Origin of the sequence: Rhodococcus sp. NPDC127593, assembly GCF_042671975.1 — a bacterium.
GTDB lineage: Bacteria > Actinomycetota > Actinomycetes > Mycobacteriales > Mycobacteriaceae > Rhodococcus_F.
Map to the genome: position 1 here is coordinate 38,399 of NZ_JBHXWI010000036.1, position 20,068 is coordinate 58,466.

Annotated in this window: 19 protein-coding genes; 17 read left to right on the forward strand and 2 right to left on the reverse strand. The window is 66.7% G+C overall.

Annotation, left to right across the window (positions count from 1 at the left end):
• Window positions 1–17 precede the first annotated feature (17 nt).
• Together ACFVJ3_RS29935 and fdhD are read left to right on the forward strand one after the other, a co-directional pair.
• Window positions 18–2,318 (forward strand): FdhF/YdeP family oxidoreductase, encoded by a 2,301-nt coding sequence (locus ACFVJ3_RS29935; protein WP_378455515.1) that lies wholly within the window; start codon window positions 18–20, stop codon window positions 2,316–2,318.
• On the forward strand, window positions 2,318–3,175 hold the full coding sequence (gene fdhD / locus ACFVJ3_RS29940) for a formate dehydrogenase accessory sulfurtransferase FdhD (protein ID WP_378455516.1): 858 nt from the start codon (window positions 2,318–2,320) through the stop codon (window positions 3,173–3,175). The genes ACFVJ3_RS29935 and fdhD overlap by 1 nt, the downstream gene beginning before the upstream one ends.
• Here the strand turns inward: fdhD and ACFVJ3_RS29945 are convergent.
• Both ACFVJ3_RS29945 and ACFVJ3_RS29950 read right to left on the reverse strand, forming a co-directional pair.
• Complete coding sequence (locus tag ACFVJ3_RS29945; protein WP_378455517.1) at window positions 3,159–3,776, reverse strand: tetratricopeptide repeat protein; 618 nt, start codon at window positions 3,774–3,776, stop codon at window positions 3,159–3,161. The genes fdhD and ACFVJ3_RS29945 overlap by 17 nt on opposite strands.
• Window positions 3,777–3,786: 10 nt before the next feature.
• Window positions 3,787–4,467 carry a GntR family transcriptional regulator gene (locus ACFVJ3_RS29950; RefSeq protein ID WP_378455518.1) on the reverse strand — a complete coding sequence of 227 codons (681 nt, stop codon included), beginning with the start codon at window positions 4,465–4,467 and terminating at the stop codon, window positions 3,787–3,789.
• Between the two features lie 127 nt (window positions 4,468–4,594).
• Here ACFVJ3_RS29950 and ACFVJ3_RS29955 point away from each other — a divergent pair, with 127 nt between their 5' ends.
• From ACFVJ3_RS29955 to ACFVJ3_RS30025, 15 genes are all read left to right on the forward strand, one after another.
• A complete protein-coding gene (locus ACFVJ3_RS29955) occupies window positions 4,595–5,323 on the forward strand; it encodes an aldo/keto reductase (RefSeq protein WP_378455519.1) in 729 nt (242 codons plus the stop codon).
• Between the two features lie 43 nt (window positions 5,324–5,366).
• Window positions 5,367–6,137, forward strand: coding sequence for an SDR family NAD(P)-dependent oxidoreductase (locus ACFVJ3_RS29960; protein WP_378455520.1), 771 nt, complete (start codon window positions 5,367–5,369; stop codon window positions 6,135–6,137).
• Complete coding sequence (locus tag ACFVJ3_RS29965; protein WP_378455521.1) at window positions 6,134–6,631, forward strand: heme-binding protein; 498 nt, start codon at window positions 6,134–6,136, stop codon at window positions 6,629–6,631. The genes ACFVJ3_RS29960 and ACFVJ3_RS29965 overlap by 4 nt, the downstream gene beginning before the upstream one ends.
• Before the next feature lie 34 nt (window positions 6,632–6,665).
• Window positions 6,666–7,280: a hypothetical protein gene (locus ACFVJ3_RS29970; protein ID WP_378455522.1), complete on the forward strand. Its 615-nt coding sequence runs from the start codon at window positions 6,666–6,668 to the stop codon at window positions 7,278–7,280.
• An 868-nt stretch (window positions 7,281–8,148) separates the two neighbouring features.
• Window positions 8,149–8,922 (forward strand): IclR family transcriptional regulator, encoded by a 774-nt coding sequence (locus ACFVJ3_RS29975; RefSeq protein WP_378455523.1) that lies wholly within the window; start codon window positions 8,149–8,151, stop codon window positions 8,920–8,922.
• Window positions 8,923–9,189: 267 nt separating this feature from the next.
• Window positions 9,190–9,531, forward strand: a complete 342-nt coding sequence (locus ACFVJ3_RS29980) for a DUF485 domain-containing protein (RefSeq protein ID WP_378455524.1) — start codon at window positions 9,190–9,192, stop codon at window positions 9,529–9,531.
• On the forward strand, window positions 9,524–11,110 hold the full coding sequence (locus ACFVJ3_RS29985; RefSeq protein ID WP_378455525.1) for a cation acetate symporter: 1,587 nt from the start codon (window positions 9,524–9,526) through the stop codon (window positions 11,108–11,110). Before ACFVJ3_RS29980 ends, ACFVJ3_RS29985 begins: the two co-directional genes overlap by 8 nt.
• A gap of 205 nt (window positions 11,111–11,315) precedes the next feature.
• A complete protein-coding gene (locus ACFVJ3_RS29990; RefSeq protein ID WP_378455526.1) occupies window positions 11,316–12,200 on the forward strand; it encodes an SDR family oxidoreductase in 885 nt (294 codons plus the stop codon).
• 88 nt (window positions 12,201–12,288) lie between these two features.
• Window positions 12,289–13,734, forward strand: coding sequence for an acetate--CoA ligase family protein (locus ACFVJ3_RS29995; RefSeq protein WP_378455527.1), 1,446 nt, complete (start codon window positions 12,289–12,291; stop codon window positions 13,732–13,734).
• Window positions 13,731–15,347 (forward strand): AMP-binding protein, encoded by a 1,617-nt coding sequence (locus tag ACFVJ3_RS30000; protein ID WP_378455528.1) that lies wholly within the window; start codon window positions 13,731–13,733, stop codon window positions 15,345–15,347. The genes ACFVJ3_RS29995 and ACFVJ3_RS30000 overlap by 4 nt, the downstream gene beginning before the upstream one ends.
• A 41-nt stretch (window positions 15,348–15,388) precedes the next feature.
• Window positions 15,389–16,132 carry an enoyl-CoA hydratase/isomerase family protein gene (locus tag ACFVJ3_RS30005; RefSeq protein WP_378455529.1) on the forward strand — a complete coding sequence of 248 codons (744 nt, stop codon included), beginning with the start codon at window positions 15,389–15,391 and terminating at the stop codon, window positions 16,130–16,132.
• A 17-nt stretch (window positions 16,133–16,149) separates the two neighbouring features.
• A complete protein-coding gene (locus ACFVJ3_RS30010) occupies window positions 16,150–17,292 on the forward strand; it encodes a zinc-binding dehydrogenase (protein ID WP_378455530.1) in 1,143 nt (380 codons plus the stop codon).
• Window positions 17,293–17,323: 31 nt separating this feature from the next.
• Window positions 17,324–18,760, forward strand: coding sequence for an aldehyde dehydrogenase family protein (locus ACFVJ3_RS30015; protein ID WP_378455531.1), 1,437 nt, complete (start codon window positions 17,324–17,326; stop codon window positions 18,758–18,760).
• 12 nt (window positions 18,761–18,772) lie between these two features.
• Window positions 18,773–19,039 (forward strand): hypothetical protein, encoded by a 267-nt coding sequence (locus ACFVJ3_RS30020; RefSeq protein WP_378455532.1) that lies wholly within the window; start codon window positions 18,773–18,775, stop codon window positions 19,037–19,039.
• Between the two features lie 107 nt (window positions 19,040–19,146).
• Window positions 19,147–20,067 carry an LLM class flavin-dependent oxidoreductase gene (locus tag ACFVJ3_RS30025; RefSeq protein WP_378455533.1) on the forward strand — a complete coding sequence of 307 codons (921 nt, stop codon included), beginning with the start codon at window positions 19,147–19,149 and terminating at the stop codon, window positions 20,065–20,067.
• The last annotated feature ends 1 nt before the right edge of the window (window position 20,068 follow it).

Below are 20,068 nucleotides of genomic sequence, written 5' to 3' on the forward strand. Positions count from 1 at the left end.
CCAGGAGCACCCACCGAATGGCCGGACCCATCCAGGACATCGACGAGAACGACATCATCGTCACCCACGCGAAGTCCTACGCCGCCGGGGTTCCCGCGGTATTGGTGTCGTTGCAGCGCGGAATGGAGCAGATGGGTCCGGTGCGCACCGCCCGCACCCTGATGAAGCTGAACCAGCGCAAGGGGTTCGACTGCCCCGGCTGCGCGTGGCCGGAAACCCCCGGGCACCGCAAGCACGCCGAATTCTGTGAGAACGGCGCCAAGGCGGTCGCCGAAGAGGCGACCACCCACACGGTGACACCGGACTTCTTCGCCGCGCACCCGGTGTCGGAGCTGTTGGGCAAGACCGACTACTGGCTCGGTCAGCAGGGCCGGCTGACGCACCCGATGGTGCTCAGACCCGGCGCCGACCACTACGTGCCGATCGGCTGGGATGCGGCGTTCACCCTGATCGCCGACGAGCTGCGCACCCTGACCAGCCCGCACGAGGCGGTCTTCTACACCTCCGGCCGCACCTCCAACGAGGCCGCGTTCGTGTACCAACTGATGATCCGGGCGTTCGGCACCAACAACATGCCGGACTGCTCGAACATGTGCCACGAATCCTCCGGCACCGCCCTGGTCGAGACCATCGGCATCGGCAAGGGGTCGGTGTCCGTCCCCGACCTCGAGCACGCCGATCTCATCCTGATCGCCGGACAAAACCCCGGCACCAACCATCCCCGCATGCTCTCCACCCTGGAGAAATCGAAAGGCAACGGGGCGAGGGTGATCGCAATCAACCCACTGCCCGAGGCGGGCCTGCTGCGGTTCAAGGACCCGCAGAAGGTGCACGGCGTCGTCGGTGACGGCGTCCAGATCGCGGACGAGTTCCTGCAGATCCGGATCGGCGGCGACCAGGCCCTCTTCCAAGGCCTGGGCCGGCTCCTCCTCGAGGCGGAAGACCGCAGCCCCGGCACGGTGCTGGACCGGGAATTCATCGACACCCACTGCGCCGGATTCGAGGATTACGCGGCCCACATCCGCCAGGTCGACATGGACACGGTGCTCGCGGCGACCGGGCTGACATTCGAGCAGATCCAGGACACTGCGGACGCGTTGATCGCGTCGAAGAAGACGATCATCTGCTGGGCGATGGGCCTGACGCAGCAGACCCATGGGGTCGCCACCATCCAGGACGCGGTGAACCTGCTGCTGATGCAGGGCATGATCGGCAAACGCGGCGCCGGGGTCTGTCCGGTCCGCGGCCACTCCAACGTCCAGGGTGACCGCACCATGGGCATCTGGGAGAAGATGCCCGAATCGTTCCTTGCCGCATTGGACACCGAATTCGGCATCCGGTCACCGCGGGAGCACGGCCTCGACGCCGTCGATTCCATCCGCGCGATGCGCGACGGCACGGCGTCGGTGTTCATGGGGATGGGCGGAAACTTCGTGTCCGCGACCCCGGACACCGAGGTCACCGAGGCAGCCCTGCGTAAGTGTGCGCTGACCGTGCAGGTGTCGACGAAGCTCAACCGCAGCCACCTCGTCACCGGACGGACGGGGCTGATTCTGCCCTCACTCGGGCGTACCGACAAAGATCTCCAGAACGGCAGAAAACAGCAGGTCACGGTCGAGGACTCGATGTCGATGGTGCACCTGTCCCGCGGCGGCCTGACACCGGCCAGTGAGCACCTGCGCAGCGAAGTTGCGATCGTCTGCGGCCTCGCGCAGACGCTGTTCGGGCCGGATCACCCGGTCCCCTGGCCGGAGTTCTCCGTCGACTACGCCCGCATCCGCGACTCGATCGCCCGCGTCATCCCCGGCTTCGCGGACTTCAACACCAAAGTCCGTGGGCCCGACGGTTTCGGATTGCCGCACCCGCCGCGCGACGAACGCCGGTTCGAAACCCACACCGGCAAGGCGAACTTCACCGTCAACGACCTGAGCTGGCTTCCGGTCCCCGACGGGCGGTTGATGCTGCAGACGATGCGCTCGCACGACCAGTACAACACCACCATCTACGGCCTCGACGACCGCTACCGCGGTATCAAGAACGGCCGCCGGGTGCTGTTCGTCAACGAGAGCGATCTGGAGACGTTCGGGTACGCGGCCGGGGACCGGGTGGATCTGATCTCCGAATGGCAGGCCGCCGACGGGACCGTGCAAGAGCGCCGAGCCAACGACTTCCGGCTGGTGCCCTACCCGACCCCGGTCGGCAACGTCGCCGCCTACTACCCCGAAACGAACCCCCTCGTCCCGCTCGATCACGTGGCCCGCAAATCCAACACCCCGGTCTCGAAAGCGATCCTGATCCGCCTGCAACGGAGACCGTGATGGGCCGGGTCACCACCCGCGCCCCGGTCGTGCGGATCACCGCCGACCGGCAGTCGACGCGTCCGGACACCGTGGTCGTCGAGGAACCGCTCGAGATCCGGGTCAACGGCACCCCGCTGGCGGTGACGATGCGCACCCCCGGCTCCGACATCGAACTGGCGCAAGGTTTCCTGCTCACCGAAGGGGTGATCACCGGCCGGTCGGACATCACCTCGATCCGCTACTGCAACAGCCTCGACGAGAACGGGCACAACACCTACAACGTCCTCGACATCGATCTGGCCGCCGGAGTATCCCTGCCGGAGACCGGTCTCGAACGCAACTTCTACACCACCTCCTCGTGCGGGGTGTGCGGGAAGGCGTCGCTGGAGGCGATCCGGACCCGTTCCCGGCATTCCCCGGCCGACGACCCGGTCGTCGTCGCCGCGGACACCGTCGCCGCCCTGCCCGCGACCCTGCGGGCGGCGCAGAAGGTCTTCGACTCCACCGGCGGCCTGCATGCGGCCGGACTGTTCACCGCCGACGGCCAGTTGCTGGCTGTACGGGAGGACGTCGGCCGGCACAATGCCGTCGACAAGATCATCGGCTGGGCCGTCGAACAGGACCGTATTCCGTTGCGAGGCAGGGTTCTGCTGGTCAGCGGCCGCGCCTCGTTCGAGCTCGCCCAGAAGGCCGTCATGGCCGGCATCCCCGTCCTCGCCGCGGTCTCGGCACCCTCGTCGCTGGCCATCGACCTCGCCGACGATGCCGGCCTGACCCTCATCGGCTTTCTGCGGGGGGACACCATGAATCTCTACACGCACCCACCCCGCATCCTCGCCGGCCGAGCAGCCCGGCCGGTCACACTCTCCGGGTGAGCATGACCTCGATGTCGTCGAACCCGGGCGCGGTGAGCCCAGCAGCGCGCATCAACCGCAAGTCATTGGCGGCGATCGCCGCACCGGAGGCCCGCTTCTGCGGATGCCACGTCGACGCGATCTCCTCGTACTGCAGTCGGGCCGCGGTGCCGTAGCCGAGCAGCAGCAGGCTGTGGGCGAGGTTGATGCTGTGCATCAGGTTGTCGGGTTCCCTACCCAGGGCGGCGACGGACAGATCATGGGCGTGCTGGGGGCGCCCGGTATACAGCTCGAGCTCGGCGACGTACGCGGCGAATCCCGGATAGTGCGGATCGAGCCGGTACGCGACCTGGTAGTCCTCGGCGGCGTCCGCCCACCGCTCCTGCAGCACGTACAGGGCGCCACGTTCGACCATCGGCCGTGCCTGCTCGGGATGCAGCACAAATGTCTGGGTGAAGGTTTCGATCGCCTCGTCGATCTGCCCGAGCATGCGCTGGCACCGACCACGCCCGATCAGCGCCGAGTAGCCCCGCCCGTCCCCGGCGAGCACAGCCTCGAACAGGGCGAGCGCGACCTCGTATTCCCCGGCCCGATAGCGGTCCCAGGCGGCGGAGGTGCTCACTGTCAAGGTCTCACTCACCATGTCCGGTCTTCACCCCAGCGGACACGGACACCGGGCGGCGGGCCGGTCGTTTCGCGCGGATCCCGTAGTCCCCGACATGGTTGCGCAGCAGGTTCCCCGCACGTTTGCCGTCACCGGCTGCGAGGGCGTCGGCGATGGGCCGGTGCTCGGCGGCTGCGTCGATCAACGGAATTGCCGTCGTCGCCAGGCTCACCGCGGTGAGGACCTCGATCCCGAGTGCCTGCCACGCGTCGAACAGGGCCCGATTGTGCGCCGCCTCCACGATCGTCCGATGGAAACCAGCACTCGCCCGTGCGAACTCCAGTACCGCCGATCGGCCGGCGGCCTCGACCATCTCGTCGACCCGGCCGTACAACGGCTCGGCGGCACCGGCGAGATAGGGGGCTGCGAACTCGCCCGCCAACCCTTCGAGAGCGGCGCGCACCGGATAGTACTGCTCCAACTCGGTGGAGTCGATGCGGCGAACCCTGGTGCCCCGATTGGGGACGTACTCCACCAGCCCGGTCGAGACCAGCTCGCGCAGTGCCTCACGGACCGGGGCCTGACTGACCTCGAGGCGCGCGGCCACATCGAGCTCGCGGATGGGATCTCCGGGCTCGTACGCACCGTCGAGTATCTGTTCGAGCAGATACTCGCGGATCTTCGCCCGCAGGGGCTGGCGTGGAGGCATCGATTCGGCCTTTCGTTGAGGGTCACCCAACAGATTATCGATATCTCTCGGTTCGGCGGTCTAGCGCAGTGGGTGAATTATCGATAATCTTGCCACATCCATGCAGTCCGAACCAAGGGAGGAACGCATGACACACACCATTCCCCTCAACAGCGGGACGACCATGCCGGTCCTCGGCCTCGGAACCTGGGAAACCTCAGGCGAGGGCACCTACCACGCGGTGCGGCTCGCCCTCGACCTCGGCTACCGTCACCTCGACACCGCGACCTTCTTCGGCAACGAAGCACCGGTCGGACGAGCGGTCCGTAACAGTGGGATCGACCGGGCCGAGATCTTCGTGACCACGAAGATGCCCCCGGCCGATGCCGGACGCGAACGGCAGACACTGCAGCAGAGCCTGCGGGAGAGCGGCCTGGACTACTTCGACCTGTGGCTCGTGCATTGGCCACCCGGCGGCGCCGCCAGGGCCGCGACCTGGGAGAAATTCATCGACGCCCGCCGCGGCGGCGCCGTCCACGCGATCGGGGTGAGCAACTACAGCCTCGCCCAGATCGACGAGCTGAGCGCCGCCACCGGCGTCACCCCCGAGGGATGGGCTCCGCTCAAATCCACCGACCTGGCCGCCGCAGTACTGACCGACATCGCCGACCGCCACGGCGTCACCGCCGCCCAAGTCGTGCTGCGGTGGCACATCCAGCACGACGTCGTGGTGATCCCGAAATCCACCTCACCACAGCGCCTCGCGCTCAACATCGACGTCTTCGGCTTCGGCTTCGGCTTCCGACTCTCGCCCAGCGAGATGACCGCAATCGACACCATCGCCCTGGTCTCCGAGCCCGTGCCCGCGCTGTGGTGACTCGACCACCACTGCCCACCCCATTTACCGAAGGACCCCTCTGATGACCACCACAGAATCCACCCCGCAGACCGGTCCCCTGGCAGGGCGCGTCGCGCTGATCACCGGAGCCTCCGGCGGGATCGGCGGTGCCATAGCCCGGCGCCTCGCCGCCGACGGCGCCGATCTGTTTCTCGCCCACGGCCGTCACGTCGACGACGCCGCACAGGTCGCCGACCACGCCCGCAGCCTCGGTCGGCGAGTCGCGCTCGCTCCCGGCGACCTCGCTGATCCGGCCGTCCCCGCCGCGCTGGTCGATCAGGCCACCGAGCAGCTCGGATCGGTCGACATCGTGATCGCCAACGCCGGAGTCGGCGCCCAAACCCCCTGGGATCAGGTCGACCTCGACCAATGGAACACCACCCTCGCCGTCAATCTCACCGCCCCGTTCCTCCTGGCCCAGCGGGCGCTGCCGACCATGATCGACCGCGGCTTCGGACGCGTGCTGTTCATCTCCTCGATCGCCGCCCTCAACGGCGGTGTCGTCGGTCCGCACTACGCCGCGAGCAAGGCCGGCCTGCACGGGCTGACCCATTTCCTCGCTCCCCGCGTCGCCGGCAGCGGAGTCACCGTCAATGCCCTCGCTCCCGCCCTGATCGGCAACACCCGAATTCTCCCGACCGACCCGGAAGGGAAAGGGAAGCTCCCCATGCCCATCCCCGTCGGCAGACTGGGCGAACCCGACGAGGTCGCGGACATGGCGATCACCATGCTGCGCAACAGCTACCTGACCAACAAGGTCATCACCCTCGACGGCGGGCTGCTGCCACGATGACCGGACACCTCACCCTCGCCGAAGCGGCGAGTGCTGCCGCCGCCGCAGAAGACCATGCCCACCGGTTGGGTACGCCGATCGCGATCACCGTCGTCGATCCCGGCGGGCACGTCATCCTGCAACATCGCCAAGACGGGATCCATGTGGCGGCCACCGCAGTCAGCGCCGCGAAAGCCCGCGCCGCCGCTCTGTTCAACCGGCCCTCCGGGGAGCTGGAAACATTCGTCGCCAACCCCGAGCGACCCGCACTGAGCGCACTCACCGCCGTCGTCGACGACGTACTCGCCGTCCAGGGCGCACTGCCCATCCGCATTCACCTACCCGGCCATACCCGCCCCACGCTGCTCGGCGCAGTCGGAATCTCCGGCGGCACACCCGCCGAGGACGAAGACATCGCCCGCCACTCAGCCAACGCCCGACCTCTCTGCGAAAACAGCGCTCGTTGCCCAATACCTCCCCGGGACGCAAGAACTGGTCATCATCGCCGACCCTGAAGACGGCGCAGCCTCCTTCTTCAAGCGGCTCGGGATGAGCCTGCCACCCGCGGCGGCCGAGCAAGCCGCAGGCACCGGCCGGCTGGTGGTCAGCCCCGAGCGCCTGGACGCCCTCAACTCGGATCTGGTCATCATCCTCGTCAACGGCGGCGCCGCCCGCGATCTCGAATCCCTGCCCGGCTTCGCCGACCTGCCCTCCGTGCGAGAAGGCGGCATGTTCATCGCGGACTACCCCACCGTCACCGGCGTCAACCTGCCCAGGCCCGCAATCGGTCACGCACGCATTCGATCAGACGCTGCCCTACCTGCGCGCCATCGCCTCGTGATGGCGAGGAGGGACGCCCCCAACTGGTGCGCCGTACCGACCGCCCCCTCAGGAGAAAAAGGTGGTTCGCTCATGAGGTTGGATCTTGCTAGTGGTGTCGGGATTCTGCGGTTGGCTGTCGATGCGGGGATCGCCCTGACGTCGATGGTGATCGCAGTCCCGGTTGCCTTCGTCATCGGCGAGGCAGCAGTGATCGGACGGGCGATGCGTGCGTACGAGGACGAGGACGAGGACGAATATGGGTACCTGGACGAGCACGAGCGGTGCACCGTGTCGCCGGATTCGAGCACGCATGACCTCGGGACGGTAATCGCGCTCGGATGAGGAGGGCGGCTGGTCTTCGCCGATATCGACGACCTTGCCGTCGATCCGTCACCCGAGATCGACGGCGAGGCGGCCGAGCATAGATGAAACTCGGCATGGTTCATTGCCGATGACAATTAGTCACGTCAGAGTTGCATTTGTTCCACCCCAATGGTTTACGCGATAAATGATGAGCTGGGTAGCCGACCGGGTTCGCCCTGCACCCTGTCGCAGGGGGTCGCGCGCGATCTCTCTAACTGCGGGCTTCCGTTTTGACGATGGTCAGAACTGACTCCCAAGGCTTAGCGGTCAGTCCTCGGCGCCAGCTAGGTGTGTACTGGCCTGTTCGCTGGTGGATGTCGTACCCGATCCAATTCTATGGGCAGCTACGAACCGCGCGGCGCCGAGGCAAGCGCCGGTCACATGGACTCCGTGGATCCCATCCCGTTTCTCGCGGCTCTTGATTTCAGCGCGGTCCTTGGGGCGGTCTCCGGTCATTGCTTGCACGCCGCGGCCGGCGGGAAACGGCAGGGCGTCTAAGCCCCAGTGGACTCAGCATCGACTGGTGGTGTCGGGGACCTGGGGATGCACAAGTCGACGCTGGTAGCCAAGGCGATCATCGTCGCCTTCTACAAACAGTCGGACAAATTCAACTACATCATGGGGCTCCAACGGCGGCCGTGAGGCCCTGATAGAAGGGGGCATCCTGAGGCGGGTCGCACTGCTGATCGTCGTCTTCTGCGGTGGGTTGTGGAAACGCGCGAAGGTCGTTTCGACGCGCGCGACTGCGGCCACGAGGCCGACTCCGGCCACGACGATCGGGACGAACACCACACGAGATGTGTTTCATATGTGGAACAATGTCTCATATTCGAAAGGATGGGATCTGGTGAAGGACGAGTCGAAATATCTGGCGCCGGCCGTGGATACGGCAGCGCGAGTCTTGGAGTTCCTGAGCAGGTATCGGACGAGCCAAAGCACGCTGAGCGAGATTGCGTCGGCGCTGGAGGTGCCCAAGAGCACGTGCCTTCGCGTGCTGCTGACGCTGTCGCGTCACGGTCTGGTGTCCTACAGCGAGGATTCGAAGCGGTATTCGCTCGGGTTCTTTGCGGTCGTCCTCGGTGCGCGGGCCGAGGAAGGGCACAGTGCTATCAACCGAGCGCGTCCGTTGATGACCGAGATCGTTGAGCGCAGCGGCCTTACCGCAGCCCTGGTCCAGAGGGTGTCGGACGATCGCCTGATGTACGTCGCGAAGTCTGACGGCGCCGCGATCAGCACCGTGCACGTTTCGGTGGGCAACCGGTTCCCGATTCTTCAAGTGTCGTACGGCAAGTGGTATGTGGCCTTTGCCGATGCGGAGCAGCGCGATGCGATGGTTCCGACCGTGCTTCCCACCACGGCCACCCGTGTTACCCCGGATCGTGCGACCTACCTGGCCGAGTGCGATGCACTGGATCCGCACGGCGTCCTGGTCTCGCGCGGGGAGTACGCACCGGGAGTCCTGGCCGTGTCGATCCCGCTGGTGGACCAGCGGGGCGACCTCGAGGGCGTTGTTGTCGCACTGGGGTTCTCGGACTCGTTCGAAGAGGACGAGCTTGATCCCATTCGGTCCATGATGCAGAGCATCGCGATGCGCTGCAATGCGCATGTGACGGCAGGCTGAGGAATCGGTGTCTCGAGTTTCGGAGGGGTGGCCCACGGCTCAGCCTTCCGTTCCTTGACGCGTGGCGCCCGAGGGTGGCGTGCCGTTCCTGGCCTACGCGAGTAGTCGCGACGTGGGGGCACCGCCTGTCGCGATGCCCTCGAAGAACTCGACGTTCGACAGCCCGACGGCGTTTCATATATGAAACGCTTGCCCATATATGGAACAGTGCCCTACAGTGCGGAGGTAGTGATCTGCGGCACATTCCCGGCAACCTGAGGAGCGCTTGTGGCATCGACAACAACCGACACCGACTGGACCCGTCTGTGGGCGAGCCCCGATATGCAGGCACTGAGGAGGGACAGACGAGCCTTCTTCGCCGTCGCCTGGACGCTGTTCGGGGCCGGATTCACCACCCTGATCGGGGTGAGTGCGTTCGCGAAGCAGACCATGGGCAGTGAGATCGTGGACGGTCTGAGCGTCGGACTGGTTCTGGCACTCGCCTACATCACGATCGTCATGGTGGTTACGTTCTGGTACGTGCAGCGTGCGCGGGTCTGGGACGCGATGGCCGCCAGGGCAATTGCGGGAACCAGGTTCACCTCGCGAGCGGAGTCCGCTGATGCCTGAAGGCTTCAACCCGACCGCCGTCGTGGTGACATTGATGCTGCTGGCGGTCACGCTGGTCGCGACCTATACCGCCGCGAAACGCACGAGGACCGCTGCGGACTTCTGGACCGCTGGAGGAGCGATCTCCGGTCGGAAGAACGGCATCGCGATCGCCGGTGACTTCCTGAGCTCGGCGTCCCTGCTGGGCATCTCCGGCCTGGTCTTCCTGACTGGGATGGACGGCATCGTCTACGCGGCGATCGTGTGCGGGATCTTTCTGATGGTGCTGTTCATGATGGCCGAGAAGCTGCGCAACCTCGGCCGCTTCACGTTCGCCGATGCGCTGGCCACCCGTCTCCAGGCGGGGCCGGTACGTATCGTCTCGGCGATCTCGACACTGTTCATCTGTGTCTTCTACCTGCTCGCGCAGATGGTGGCGGGCGGTGTTCTGATGGAAGCGCTCACCGGCATCGCCTTCACATGGGGCGTTGTCGTTTCGGCCGTGCTGATGCTGTCTTACGTCCTCTTCGGCGGGATGCTGGCCACCACGTGGTTGCAGATCATCAAGGCCGTATCCCTGATGGCGGTCGTAGGTCTGCTCGCAATCCTGGTCCTCATCCGCATCGACCCGAACCCGTTGCAGGTGGCGCACCTGGCCTCCGTGCAGTCGGCGCTCGGAGACTCGTACTTCGCCAGCGGCAACGCCTACGGCAGCTCGCTGAACATCATCTCGATGGCGGTCGCCGTCACTTTGTCCGCGGTCGGGCTGCCGCACGTGCTCATGCGGTTCTTCACCGTCCCGGATGCCGCCCAGGCGCGGAAGTCGGCCATCTGGGCCATCAGCCTTATCGCCGTGTTCAACGTCCTGATCATCTTCCTCGGGCTGGCAGCCCGAGCTGCCCTGGGCGACGGAGGTAACGCGCAGGCTGGTGCGGGCGGCAACCTCGCACTACCAGCCCTGGCGGTGTTCCTCGGGGGAGGTGAGGGGTTCGGTGCAGACCTGCTGCTGGCACTTGTCGTGGCGATCTCGATCGCGACCCTTCTCGCAGTGTCGGCCGGGCTGGTCCTCAGTGCCTCCAGCGCCGTCGCACACGACCTGTGGTCGCAGGCATTCCGACGTCCGGAGCGGCAGGAGATCCCCGTCGGTCGAGTCGCCGCGGTCGGCATCGTGCTGGTCACGGTCGGTGTCACGCTGCTGCTGGGAAGTGGGCAGAACATCACCTTCCTCTCGACGCTCGCCGTGTCTATCGCAGCGAGCGCGAACTTCCCGGTGCTGATCATGACGCTGATCTGGCGTCGGATGAGGACCATCGGGGCGGTCATCGGCTCACTCACCGGACTCATCAGCTCGCTGGTGCTCATCGTGCTGGGACCGCTGCTCTGGCCCACAGTGGCACCGCTCATCTCGGACTCGCTGTCCGTGACGGCGCCCTTCCCGTTGAGCTTCCCGATCCTGATCTCGATGCCGCTCGGCTTCATCGGCTGCATCGTCGGAAGCCTGCTCAGCAAGGAGGAGATCGACGACGCATCCTTCGACGAGCTCCAGGTCCGTGCGCTCACGGGCGCGGGACTCGACAAGGACAAGGTGCTGTCGCACTGAGCTGAACGGTCTTAGACGACCCCGAGGCACTCGCTCGGATGTGCCCCGGGTGGCGACTTCGCCGTCGCATCGCTGCGATCGCGGATTCTGGCCCCCGACAGGCACCGTCGACCAGGACAGCACTTCCTTGCCGACACCACGACTCGTCCACCCACCTGATGGCAACTGACGTTGCCGCAACCACACCTCCTGGAGGCACACCATCATGAGCTCCTCTTTCAAGTCCGTTCTCCGCGAAGGCAGCCTGGCCGACCGCGTCATCCTGGTGACGGGGGGTGGGACGGGGATCGGGCGCTGCATCGCCCACGAGGTTGCCTCGCTGGGCGCAGTGACGCTGTTGGCCGGCCGACGCGCGGAGCCGCTCGAACAGGTTGCTCGAGAGATCGCGGACGCCGGGGGCCAGGCCGACTTCGTCTCCTTGAACATCCGTGACGCCGACAGCGTCGAGCGGGCTGTCAGTTCCCTGGTGGACAAGCACGGGCGGATCGACGGTCTGGTGAACAATGCCGGTGGTCAGTTCCCCGCGCCGGTGGAGGACATCTCACCCAACGGCTGGCGGTCGGTCATCGACCTCAACCTGACGGGCACGTTCCTGGTCAGCCGGGCCGTCTACCGATCCTCCATGCAGACGCACGGCGGCTCCATCGTGTCGATCGTGGCGAACATGTGGAACGGCATGCCCTTCATGGCCCACACGGGAGCCGCGCGCGCCGGTGTCGTCAACCTGACGCAGACCATGGCGTTGGAATGGGCTTCCCACGCCGTACGGGTCAACGCCGTGGCCCCGGGGGTCATCCTCTCCAGTGGGATGGACACCTACACGCCGGAGCAGCGAGAGGGGATCGCCCAGCAGGCCCGAGGCATCCCGGCCGGACGCATCGGCACCGAGAGTGAGGTGTCGGGAGCGACGGCGTTCCTGCTAACCGACGCTGCATCCTTCATCACCGGCGAGACGCTGAAGATCGACGGCGCCGCCAGCCTGCTTCCCCAGCCCATGATGCCGATGGCCGCGTTCGAGCCGATGCCTATCTTCGACGGCTTCCACCTGGCGCAGGAGATCCCCGAGTTCTGGAACCCGGCCAAGGTCTGACGCCCGTCGTGTGGCATGAGCGAGCCCACCGTGCGTGGCTCAGGCCGACTATCGATTTCTGATTTGATCAACGAAAGGTGTTCTCGCCGTGACGCTCAGCCCCGCATGGCTCCAGGCAATCCTGGCGGCACGCTCCATCGCACTGATCGGCGCCTCGGACGACCCGACGAAGATCTCCGGTCGCGCCATGTCCTACCTGCGGCGCTACGGCTACGGCGGAACCGTGTACCCGGTCAACAGTCATCGGGACGGCGTGCAGGGTGTTGTCGCGTACAAGTCGGTCGCCGAGGTACCTGAGCCGGTCGACGTGGCCGTACTCTCGCTGCCGCAGCGTGACGTCGTTCCAGCGCTTCGACAGTGCGCTGAGCAGGGCATCGTGGTGGCCGTGGTCTACGCATCGGGGTTCGGCGAGTCCCGTCGGGCGGGGGAGCCCGACCTGCAGGCCGAGATCACGGCGATTGCCCAGGAGTCCGGCATGAGGATCCTCGGACCGAACTGCCTCGGCGCGATCGGGTTTGCGCATGGAGTGACCGCAACCTTCGCGTCGGCCCTGGACGACGGCGACCTGCCGATCGGCCCGATCGCGCTCGTAACCCAGAGCGGTGCGTTCGCCAGTTTCGTCTTCAGCGCTGGCCGCGATGCCGGGCTCGGCTTCCACTTCGTGGCGAACACCGGCAACGAGGCGGACCTGACGGTCGGCGAGGTGCTCGCCGAGGTCATCGAGCTGCCGGAGGTACATCTCGCGCTCACCCACATCGAGGGCATTCGTGACATGCCCTCCTTCGAGCGGGCGGCGCGTCGCGCACGTGAGCTCGACAAGCCGCTCGTCGCCGTCAAGGTCGGCAGGACACAGGTCGGCGCAGAAGCCGCGCGGGCTCACACGGGATCGATTGTGGGGGATGACGCGTACTACTCCGAGGTGTTCGCCAGGCATGGCGTGGTGCGAGCAGAGTCCATGGCCGAACTCGTCGATGCTGGGCGAGTCTTCGCGGATGGTCGCCGCACGGCGGGCAACCGTGCCGCCATCGTGTCGATCTCGGGTGGAACGGGTGTCCTGATGGCGGACGCCTGTATCGCCATGGGCATGGACGTGCCGGAGCTTGACGGCGTGATCCGCGACGGGCTGGGCGAGCTGTTGCCGGCGTATGCCTCGACGCGTAATCCCGTCGACTTGACCGGCTCGGCCCTCGACAACCTTTCGACCTTCGGAGGAGCCTTGGACCTGTGCGTCGATGACGAGGCGACGGACATCGTGTTCGTCTCGATCGGGAACGCCAGCTCGAGCGAGGCGGCGATCTGCGATGCCATCCTCGCGGTGCACGCGCGCAGCGACAAGCCGCTGATCGTCACGTGGGCCGGGGGCAGCGGGCTGCCCGCCAAGAGGCTGGCGGCCGACGGCGTGCCGGTTTTCGACGACCCGATCCGCGCGATACGAGCCGGAAGCTTTCTCGTGGGTTGGAGCGAGGCCGCCCGCCGACCGGGTGCCGCGAGACTGCACGGTGCCGAGAACGTCAAGAATGGAGTGCCCGCATGAAGAGCGACGAGATGCTGCCCACCTTGGTACGCGAGCTGGCGCAGGAAGATCCTGATCGGGTGGTTCTACAGCACGTGGACGGACGGTCGCACAGCGCGCGAGAGGTGCTCGAATCCTCCATGGCCTGGGCTGCGGCGCTGGAGGACAGGGGAGTGGGGCGCGGGCAGACCGTCCTGGTGATGCTTCCGCCCAGCTTCGCGGGTATCGAGCTCTGGCTGGGGATCGCGTCCCAGGGGGCGGTGGAGGTGCCGGTCAACACCGAGTACAAGGGCAGCATCCTGGAGCACGTGCTCGCGGATTCGCGCGCCGAGGTCGCCGTGGTGGCCGAGCGGTACCTCGACACCTTCCTGATTGCCGCCGGGACAACGGGTCTCAGGTGGCAGGTCGTGGTGTGGAACGACGACACCACGCCCGTCGGCACGGACCTCCCGTCCTCCGAGCACTCGCTCGTCCGGGACTCTGCGGCGCTGCGGCCCGGGGCCACGCCCACGCAGGTCGTCGAGCCGCGTCCACGGGACACGTCGTGCGTCCTGTACACCTCGGGCACGACGGGACCCTCGAAGGGGGTGATCGTGCCCTGGCAGCAGCTGTACGCCACTTCGACCGGCATCATGCCCCAGTCCGAGCTTGGTCCGGACGACGCGTTCTACGCGCCGTTCCCTCCCTTTCACGTGAGCGGCAAGTTCCCGTTCTACAGCATGATGCTGTGTGGCGGACGGGTAGTCATCAAGGAGCAGTTCAAGACCTCCGAGTTCTGGAGCGAGATCGAGGAGCACCGCTGCACCACGACGATGCTGCTGGGAGCGATGACCAACTTCCTCTTCCGCCAGACCCCGAGCGCCTCGGACGCCGACACGCCCCTGCGCAACGTCCTGATGGTCCCAGCCATCGCGGAAGTCGACGAGTTCAGGGACCGGTTCGACCTGCGGGTCCACACCGTCTTCAACATGACCGAGGTCAGCTGTCCTCTGGTCTCCGACATGTGGGACCTGGGACCCGCCGGAAGCTGCGGCAAGGTCCGGGACGGCTACCAAGTTCGCCTCGTCGATCGCGACGACAACGAGGTACCGGTCGGTCAGGCCGGGGAGCTGGTCGTACGAGCCGACGAGCCGTGGGCGCTCATGAACGGCTACTGGGGCCTGCCGGAGAAGACCGTCGAGGCTTGGTCGAACCTGTGGCTGCACACCGGTGACGCCTTCATCCGCGACGCGAACGGTCACTACTTCTTCGTGGACCGGATCAAGGACGCGATTCGCCGACGTGGTGAGAACATCTCGTCGGTCGAGGTCGAGTCGCAGGTCCTCCACCATCCGGCTGTCGCCGAGTGCGCGGTCGTGGCGGTTCCTTCCGAGTGGGGCGAGGACGAGATCCTGGCCGCTGTCGTCCTGCGTGACGAGCTCACCGAGACCGAGCTGTGGACCTACTGCCAGGAGCGGCTGCCGCGATTCATGGTGCCTCGGTACATCAGCTTTGTGGAGGCAATCCCCAAGACGGCCACGTCGAAGATTCGCAAGGCGGTGATCCGGGACATCGGAGTGACCGAGACCACCTGGGACGCCACGAAGGGTCCGGGTTCGCGGCCGCAGGCCTCGGAGGACAAGTCGCACGCGTAAGCACTCGTCGATCCACGACTCATTAATTACAGGAGATAAAGTTGTCCACGATCACCGTTGCCGTTCAAGACGGCGTCGCCCGCATGGTCCTCAACCGGCCGGACGAGGCGAACTCGCTGAACACCCAGATGCTCGAGGAGTTGTCCGCAGAGCTTCACGCCCTCCACGGTCGGGACGACGTCTTCGCGCTCGTCTTATCCGGTGAGGGCCGCGGCTTTTGCGCCGGGATGGATCGCGCGCTCGCGGAGCGACTGCTGCCGGACGGGCAGCTCGGTGAGGTGCAGGAGCTCACGAGGTTCCTCGACCTCGGTGGTCGGGTCTTCGAGCAGATCCGGTCGTTCCCGGGTATCACGGTCGCTGCTGTGCGCGGGTTCGCGATCGGCGGCGGGATGCTGCTGATGACCGCCTGCGACGTCCGGGTCGTCGTGACGGGGGCACGGCTTGCCGTTCCCGAGTCGACCTTCGGTCTTCCCCTCTCGTGGGGTGCGGTCGGCGGGCTCATCGATCTGGTGGGCGAGGGTCGGGCCCTCGACTGGATCGCGACGGGGCGCAAGCCGTCCTTCGAGGAACTGATGATGTCCGGCTTCATCACGCGCGCCGTCGCCGAAGAGGACTTAGACGATGTGGTGGACGAGTACGTCACCACGGTCCGGGCCAATCCAGCCCTGTTCATCCGGGTGACCAAGCCGCAGATCCGGTCATACGCACGCCCAGCGTCCGCATTGTCCACGCTTGAGACCCTGGGATCCATCGGTCTGCTCGCGCTGAACGATTCCCTGCGATGACCGTGAAGGAGCAGGGCATGCCCATGACCCCCTCGTACGACGACGGACAGCTGCACATTCGCGGAGCCCTGCTGGTCGAGGACTCGATCGATGTTGTCGACGACGTCGTCATCGATCAGCCGCGACGAGGCGAAGCGCTCGTCCGGCTGGTCTCGGCCGGTGTGTGCGGCAGTGACCTGGCGATGATCGACGGGAAGCTCCCGTATCCACGACCGCTGATGCTGGGACACGAGGCCATGGGGGTCGTCGAGGCACTGGGCCCCGACACGGAGGCGCCCGGCATCGGATCCCGTGTGACGCTGTGGATGCGTCCGCCGTGCAGGGCGTGCCGGTCCTGCGTCAACGGCCGGGCGGAGCTGTGCGAGAACAGCGGCGGCATGTCCGCTCGCGGCACCCTGCTGGACGGCCGTACCTCGTCCAGCCGCGGCGGCGAACCGGTCTACCGCGGCCTGGGCATCGGAGCCTTCAGCACCCATGTCGTCATGCCGGTCAACGGCCTGGTGCCGGTGCCCGACGAGGTGCCGGACGACGTCGCGGCGCTGGTGGGCTGTGGGGTGTCGACGGGTGCCGGCGCGGTCCTCAACGTCGCGTGTCCGGAGCCCGGCGACAGCGTGCTCATCATGGGCGCGGGGGGAGTCGGGTTAGCCGCGGTGATGGCCGCCGCCGCGGTCGGAGCCGGCAAAGTCATCGTGTCCGATCCGTCGGAGCATCGGCGGAAGCAGGCGCTGGAGTTCGGGGCGACCCACGTGGTGGACCCGTCCGAGGACCTTCCTCTCCGCAAACAGTTGAAGGCGCTCACCGGGTCGTCGACGGTCGACGTCGCGATCGACGCGGTCGGCTCGACCGCGCTCCTGGAGGCCGGCTACGGGGTGATCCGCTTCGGCGGGGTCCTGGTGGCTGTCGGCCTGCACGGCATGGATGCGACGATGACCCTGCCCGCCGCGATGGTCGCTGTCAGCCACAAGCAGATCCGCGGTTGCTTCATGGGTGGCATCGACCCGCAACGAGACCTTCCGAGGCTCTTCGAGCTGTACACCAGCGGTCGCATGCCGATCGACAAACTCGTGACCAGTCGTCGCCCGCTCGGGGAGGTCCACGAAGCGCTCGATGACCTGCGTGAAGCCCGAGGCCTGCGCACGGTGCTCGACCTGACGTTGTAGAACTCCCTCCCTACAGAGACCTGGAGGTCTTGTGAACCACGAATGGAAGCAGCACTGGCTCGGCGGAACCTGGGCTGTGGCATCCGACCCGGACGCCTACTACGACGTCGTGAATCCCTCCACCGAGGAGATCGCCGGCCGGGTCCCGCATGCCAGTGTCGACGATGCTCTCGCAGCGCTGTCGGCCGCTCGCCGCGCGCAGGAATCCTGGGGTTCGTCCGATGTCAAGGAGCGAGCGGCGATCCTGCGCGCCATCGCCGCGGGGATCCGTGACCGTGCAGACGAGCTCGCGGCCCTGATCACCGCCGAGGTCGGAACACCGGTGTCGATGTCGAAGGCGCTGCAGGTCGACCTGTCCGCGGTGTTCTTCGACGATGCGGCTGCGCTCGTCGAGGAGTTCGCCTTCGAGTACTCCACCGGCAGCACCGACGTGGTGCTCGAACCTGCGGGAGTGGTGGCGGCGATCGTGCCCTGGAACTTCCCACTCCACCAGGCTGCGACCAAGCTCGCGTACGCACTGGCCGCAGGATGCACGATCGTCGTCAAGGCGAGTCCCGTGGCTCCGCTGGCCCTATTCGCCCTGGCGGAGGTCATGGACGAGGCCGGGCTGCCGGACGGCGTCGTCTCGGTCATCGCCGCCGACGGTCGGACGGCAGGTGAGGCCATGGTCTCCTCGCCGGACACCGGCTTGGTCAGCTTCACCGGTTCGACCGGCGCCGGCCGCCGGGTGGCGGCGCTGGCGGCCGAGCGCGTGATCCCGGCGGCCCTCGAGCTGGGCGGCAAGAGCGCGAGCATCGTCCTCAACGACCTGGAGCCTGACGCCTACGCGAAGGCGGTCAAGCGCACGGTCTCGGACTGCATGCTGAACGCGGGCCAGCGATGCATCGCGCTGTCCAGGCTGCTGGTCCCCCGTACGCGTCTGCGAGAGGCCGAGCAGGCGGCCACGAGCGCCTTGGCACGATGGATTATCGGGGACCCGACGTCAGCGGCGACGACGGTGGGCCCGATGGTCTCCGAGGTGCAGCGCGATTCGGTCACCCGGCATGTCGACGGTGCGATCCGTGAGGGCGCGCGTGTCGCGGCGCAAGGATCCGCCGACATGCCAGGTCGAGGCTTCTTCGTGCAGCCCGTGATCCTCTCGGACGTCACGATCGACATGGCTGTGGCGACCGAAGAGGTGTTCGGTCCGGTCCTGGTGATCCTGGCATTCGACGACGAGGACGACGCGGTCGCGGTGGCGAACTCCACGCCGTACGGGCTGTCCGGGGCGATCTGGAGCTCCGACGCGGAGCACGCCAAGGCCGTCGCGCGTCGGGTGCGCACCGGGCAGATCTCGATCAACGGGGGAGTTTTCGACCCGAAGGCTCCCTTCGGCGGGCGAGGCGACTCCGGCTACGGGCGCGAGTGCGGAGCCAGCGGGCTCGAGGAGTTCCTGGTGACCAAGGCGCTGCTGAACGTCTGCTCCTGACAGTCAGTCCTGGTGTCGGAAGATGAGTTTGGCCTGCCCGCCGTTGAAGCGCTCGGTGACACCATCGGCAAGCCGCGCCATCTCATCGCCGACCGCGCCTACAACTACGTCACCAACGACAAGTTCGCGCTGCCCGTCTTAAGGGTTCGGAATCACCCCGACGGGGTTCTACCAATACCGCTCGAGTGCACGACAGGCCTGGAGGTAACGGTCACCGCGACAATGCCCCAATCCCACGACGAAGCGCGACCGAATGGGGCATCGATTGCGCGGCGCTGAGGCAGCGGCTCATCGAGCGACGTCGGAGTGGCCTGCCCCGCCCCGCCCCTTGCCATCGCCCCGCCGATAAGTTTATGGTCAGTCCATTCGCATGAGAGGAGATCAGCGTGTCGATCAGAGTGGGATTGTCGGTCACGGACGCGCTCCTCGTCCCGAAACCCGCGGATCGGCGGCTTCTCCTCGATTCCGCGGCAGAGGCGGGGCTCGACCACATCACCGTCGGTGACCACATCAGCTTCCACGGTGGTACCGGGTTCGACGGCATGGTCTCGGCCACGTCCGTCCTGTCCAGCCACGACACTCTGTCGGTGATCATCGGCGTCTACCTACTCGGCCTGCGTCATCCGATGCTCGCCGCCCGCCAGATCGCGACACTGTCGCAGATCGCCCCCGGCCGACTGGTTCTGGGCGCCGGCGTGGGTGGTGAGGACCGCTCCGAAATCTCGAACAGCGGAGTCGATCCCAGCACCCGCGGCCGTCGCCTCGACGAGACCCTCGAGGTGCTGCGCGCCGTCCTCACCGGCGAGGAGGTGACCCATCACGGTGAGTTCTTCACCCTCGACCGGGCGCGCATCCTGCCGGCGCCGCAGCCGGCGGTGCCGATCCTGATCGGTGGCCGCGGCGAATCCGCCATTCGCCGCACCGCCCGCTTCGGCGACGGCTGGCTCGGAATCTTCTGCACACCGCGACGTTTCGCCGAGACCCGGTCCGCGATCCTCGAGGCCGCCGCGCAGGAGAATCGTGCGCCGGACTCGTTCGGCGTCAACGTGTGGTGCGGGCTCGACAAGGATGCCTCGGTTGCGGACCGACTCGTCGGCGAGAAGATGCAGGCGTTGTATCAGTTGCCGCGCGACAAATTCCGCCATCTGGCACCCGCCGGAACACCCGAGCAGGTGGCCGAGTGGCTGAACTCGTTCGTCGAGGCGGGCGCCGACAACATCACCCTGGTGCCGGCGACGACGTCGATGGAGTCGGCCATCGAGCACGCGGCGACCGTCCGCACACTTCTGCTCACCCATCACCGCTGAC

Coding starts and splice junctions, on each gene's coding strand:
- ACFVJ3_RS29985 (WP_378455525.1), top strand. CDS start 9,524: ATGCCTGAAGGCTTCAACCCGACCGCCGTCGTGGTGACATTGATGCTG.
- ACFVJ3_RS29970 (WP_378455522.1), top strand. CDS start 6,666: ATGAGCCTGCCACCCGCGGCGGCCGAGCAAGCCGCAGGCACCGGCCGG.
- ACFVJ3_RS29990 (WP_378455526.1), top strand. CDS start 11,316: ATGAGCTCCTCTTTCAAGTCCGTTCTCCGCGAAGGCAGCCTGGCCGAC.
- ACFVJ3_RS30000 (WP_378455528.1), top strand. CDS start 13,731: ATGAAGAGCGACGAGATGCTGCCCACCTTGGTACGCGAGCTGGCGCAG.
- fdhD (WP_378455516.1), top strand. CDS start 2,318: ATGGGCCGGGTCACCACCCGCGCCCCGGTCGTGCGGATCACCGCCGAC.
- ACFVJ3_RS29955 (WP_378455519.1), top strand. CDS start 4,595: ATGACACACACCATTCCCCTCAACAGCGGGACGACCATGCCGGTCCTC.
- ACFVJ3_RS29965 (WP_378455521.1), top strand. CDS start 6,134: ATGACCGGACACCTCACCCTCGCCGAAGCGGCGAGTGCTGCCGCCGCC.
- ACFVJ3_RS30010 (WP_378455530.1), top strand. CDS start 16,150: ATGCCCATGACCCCCTCGTACGACGACGGACAGCTGCACATTCGCGGA.
- ACFVJ3_RS29950 (WP_378455518.1), bottom strand. CDS start 4,467: ATGCCTCCACGCCAGCCCCTGCGGGCGAAGATCCGCGAGTATCTGCTC.
- ACFVJ3_RS29960 (WP_378455520.1), top strand. CDS start 5,367: ATGACCACCACAGAATCCACCCCGCAGACCGGTCCCCTGGCAGGGCGC.
- ACFVJ3_RS29935 (WP_378455515.1), top strand. CDS start 18: ATGGCCGGACCCATCCAGGACATCGACGAGAACGACATCATCGTCACC.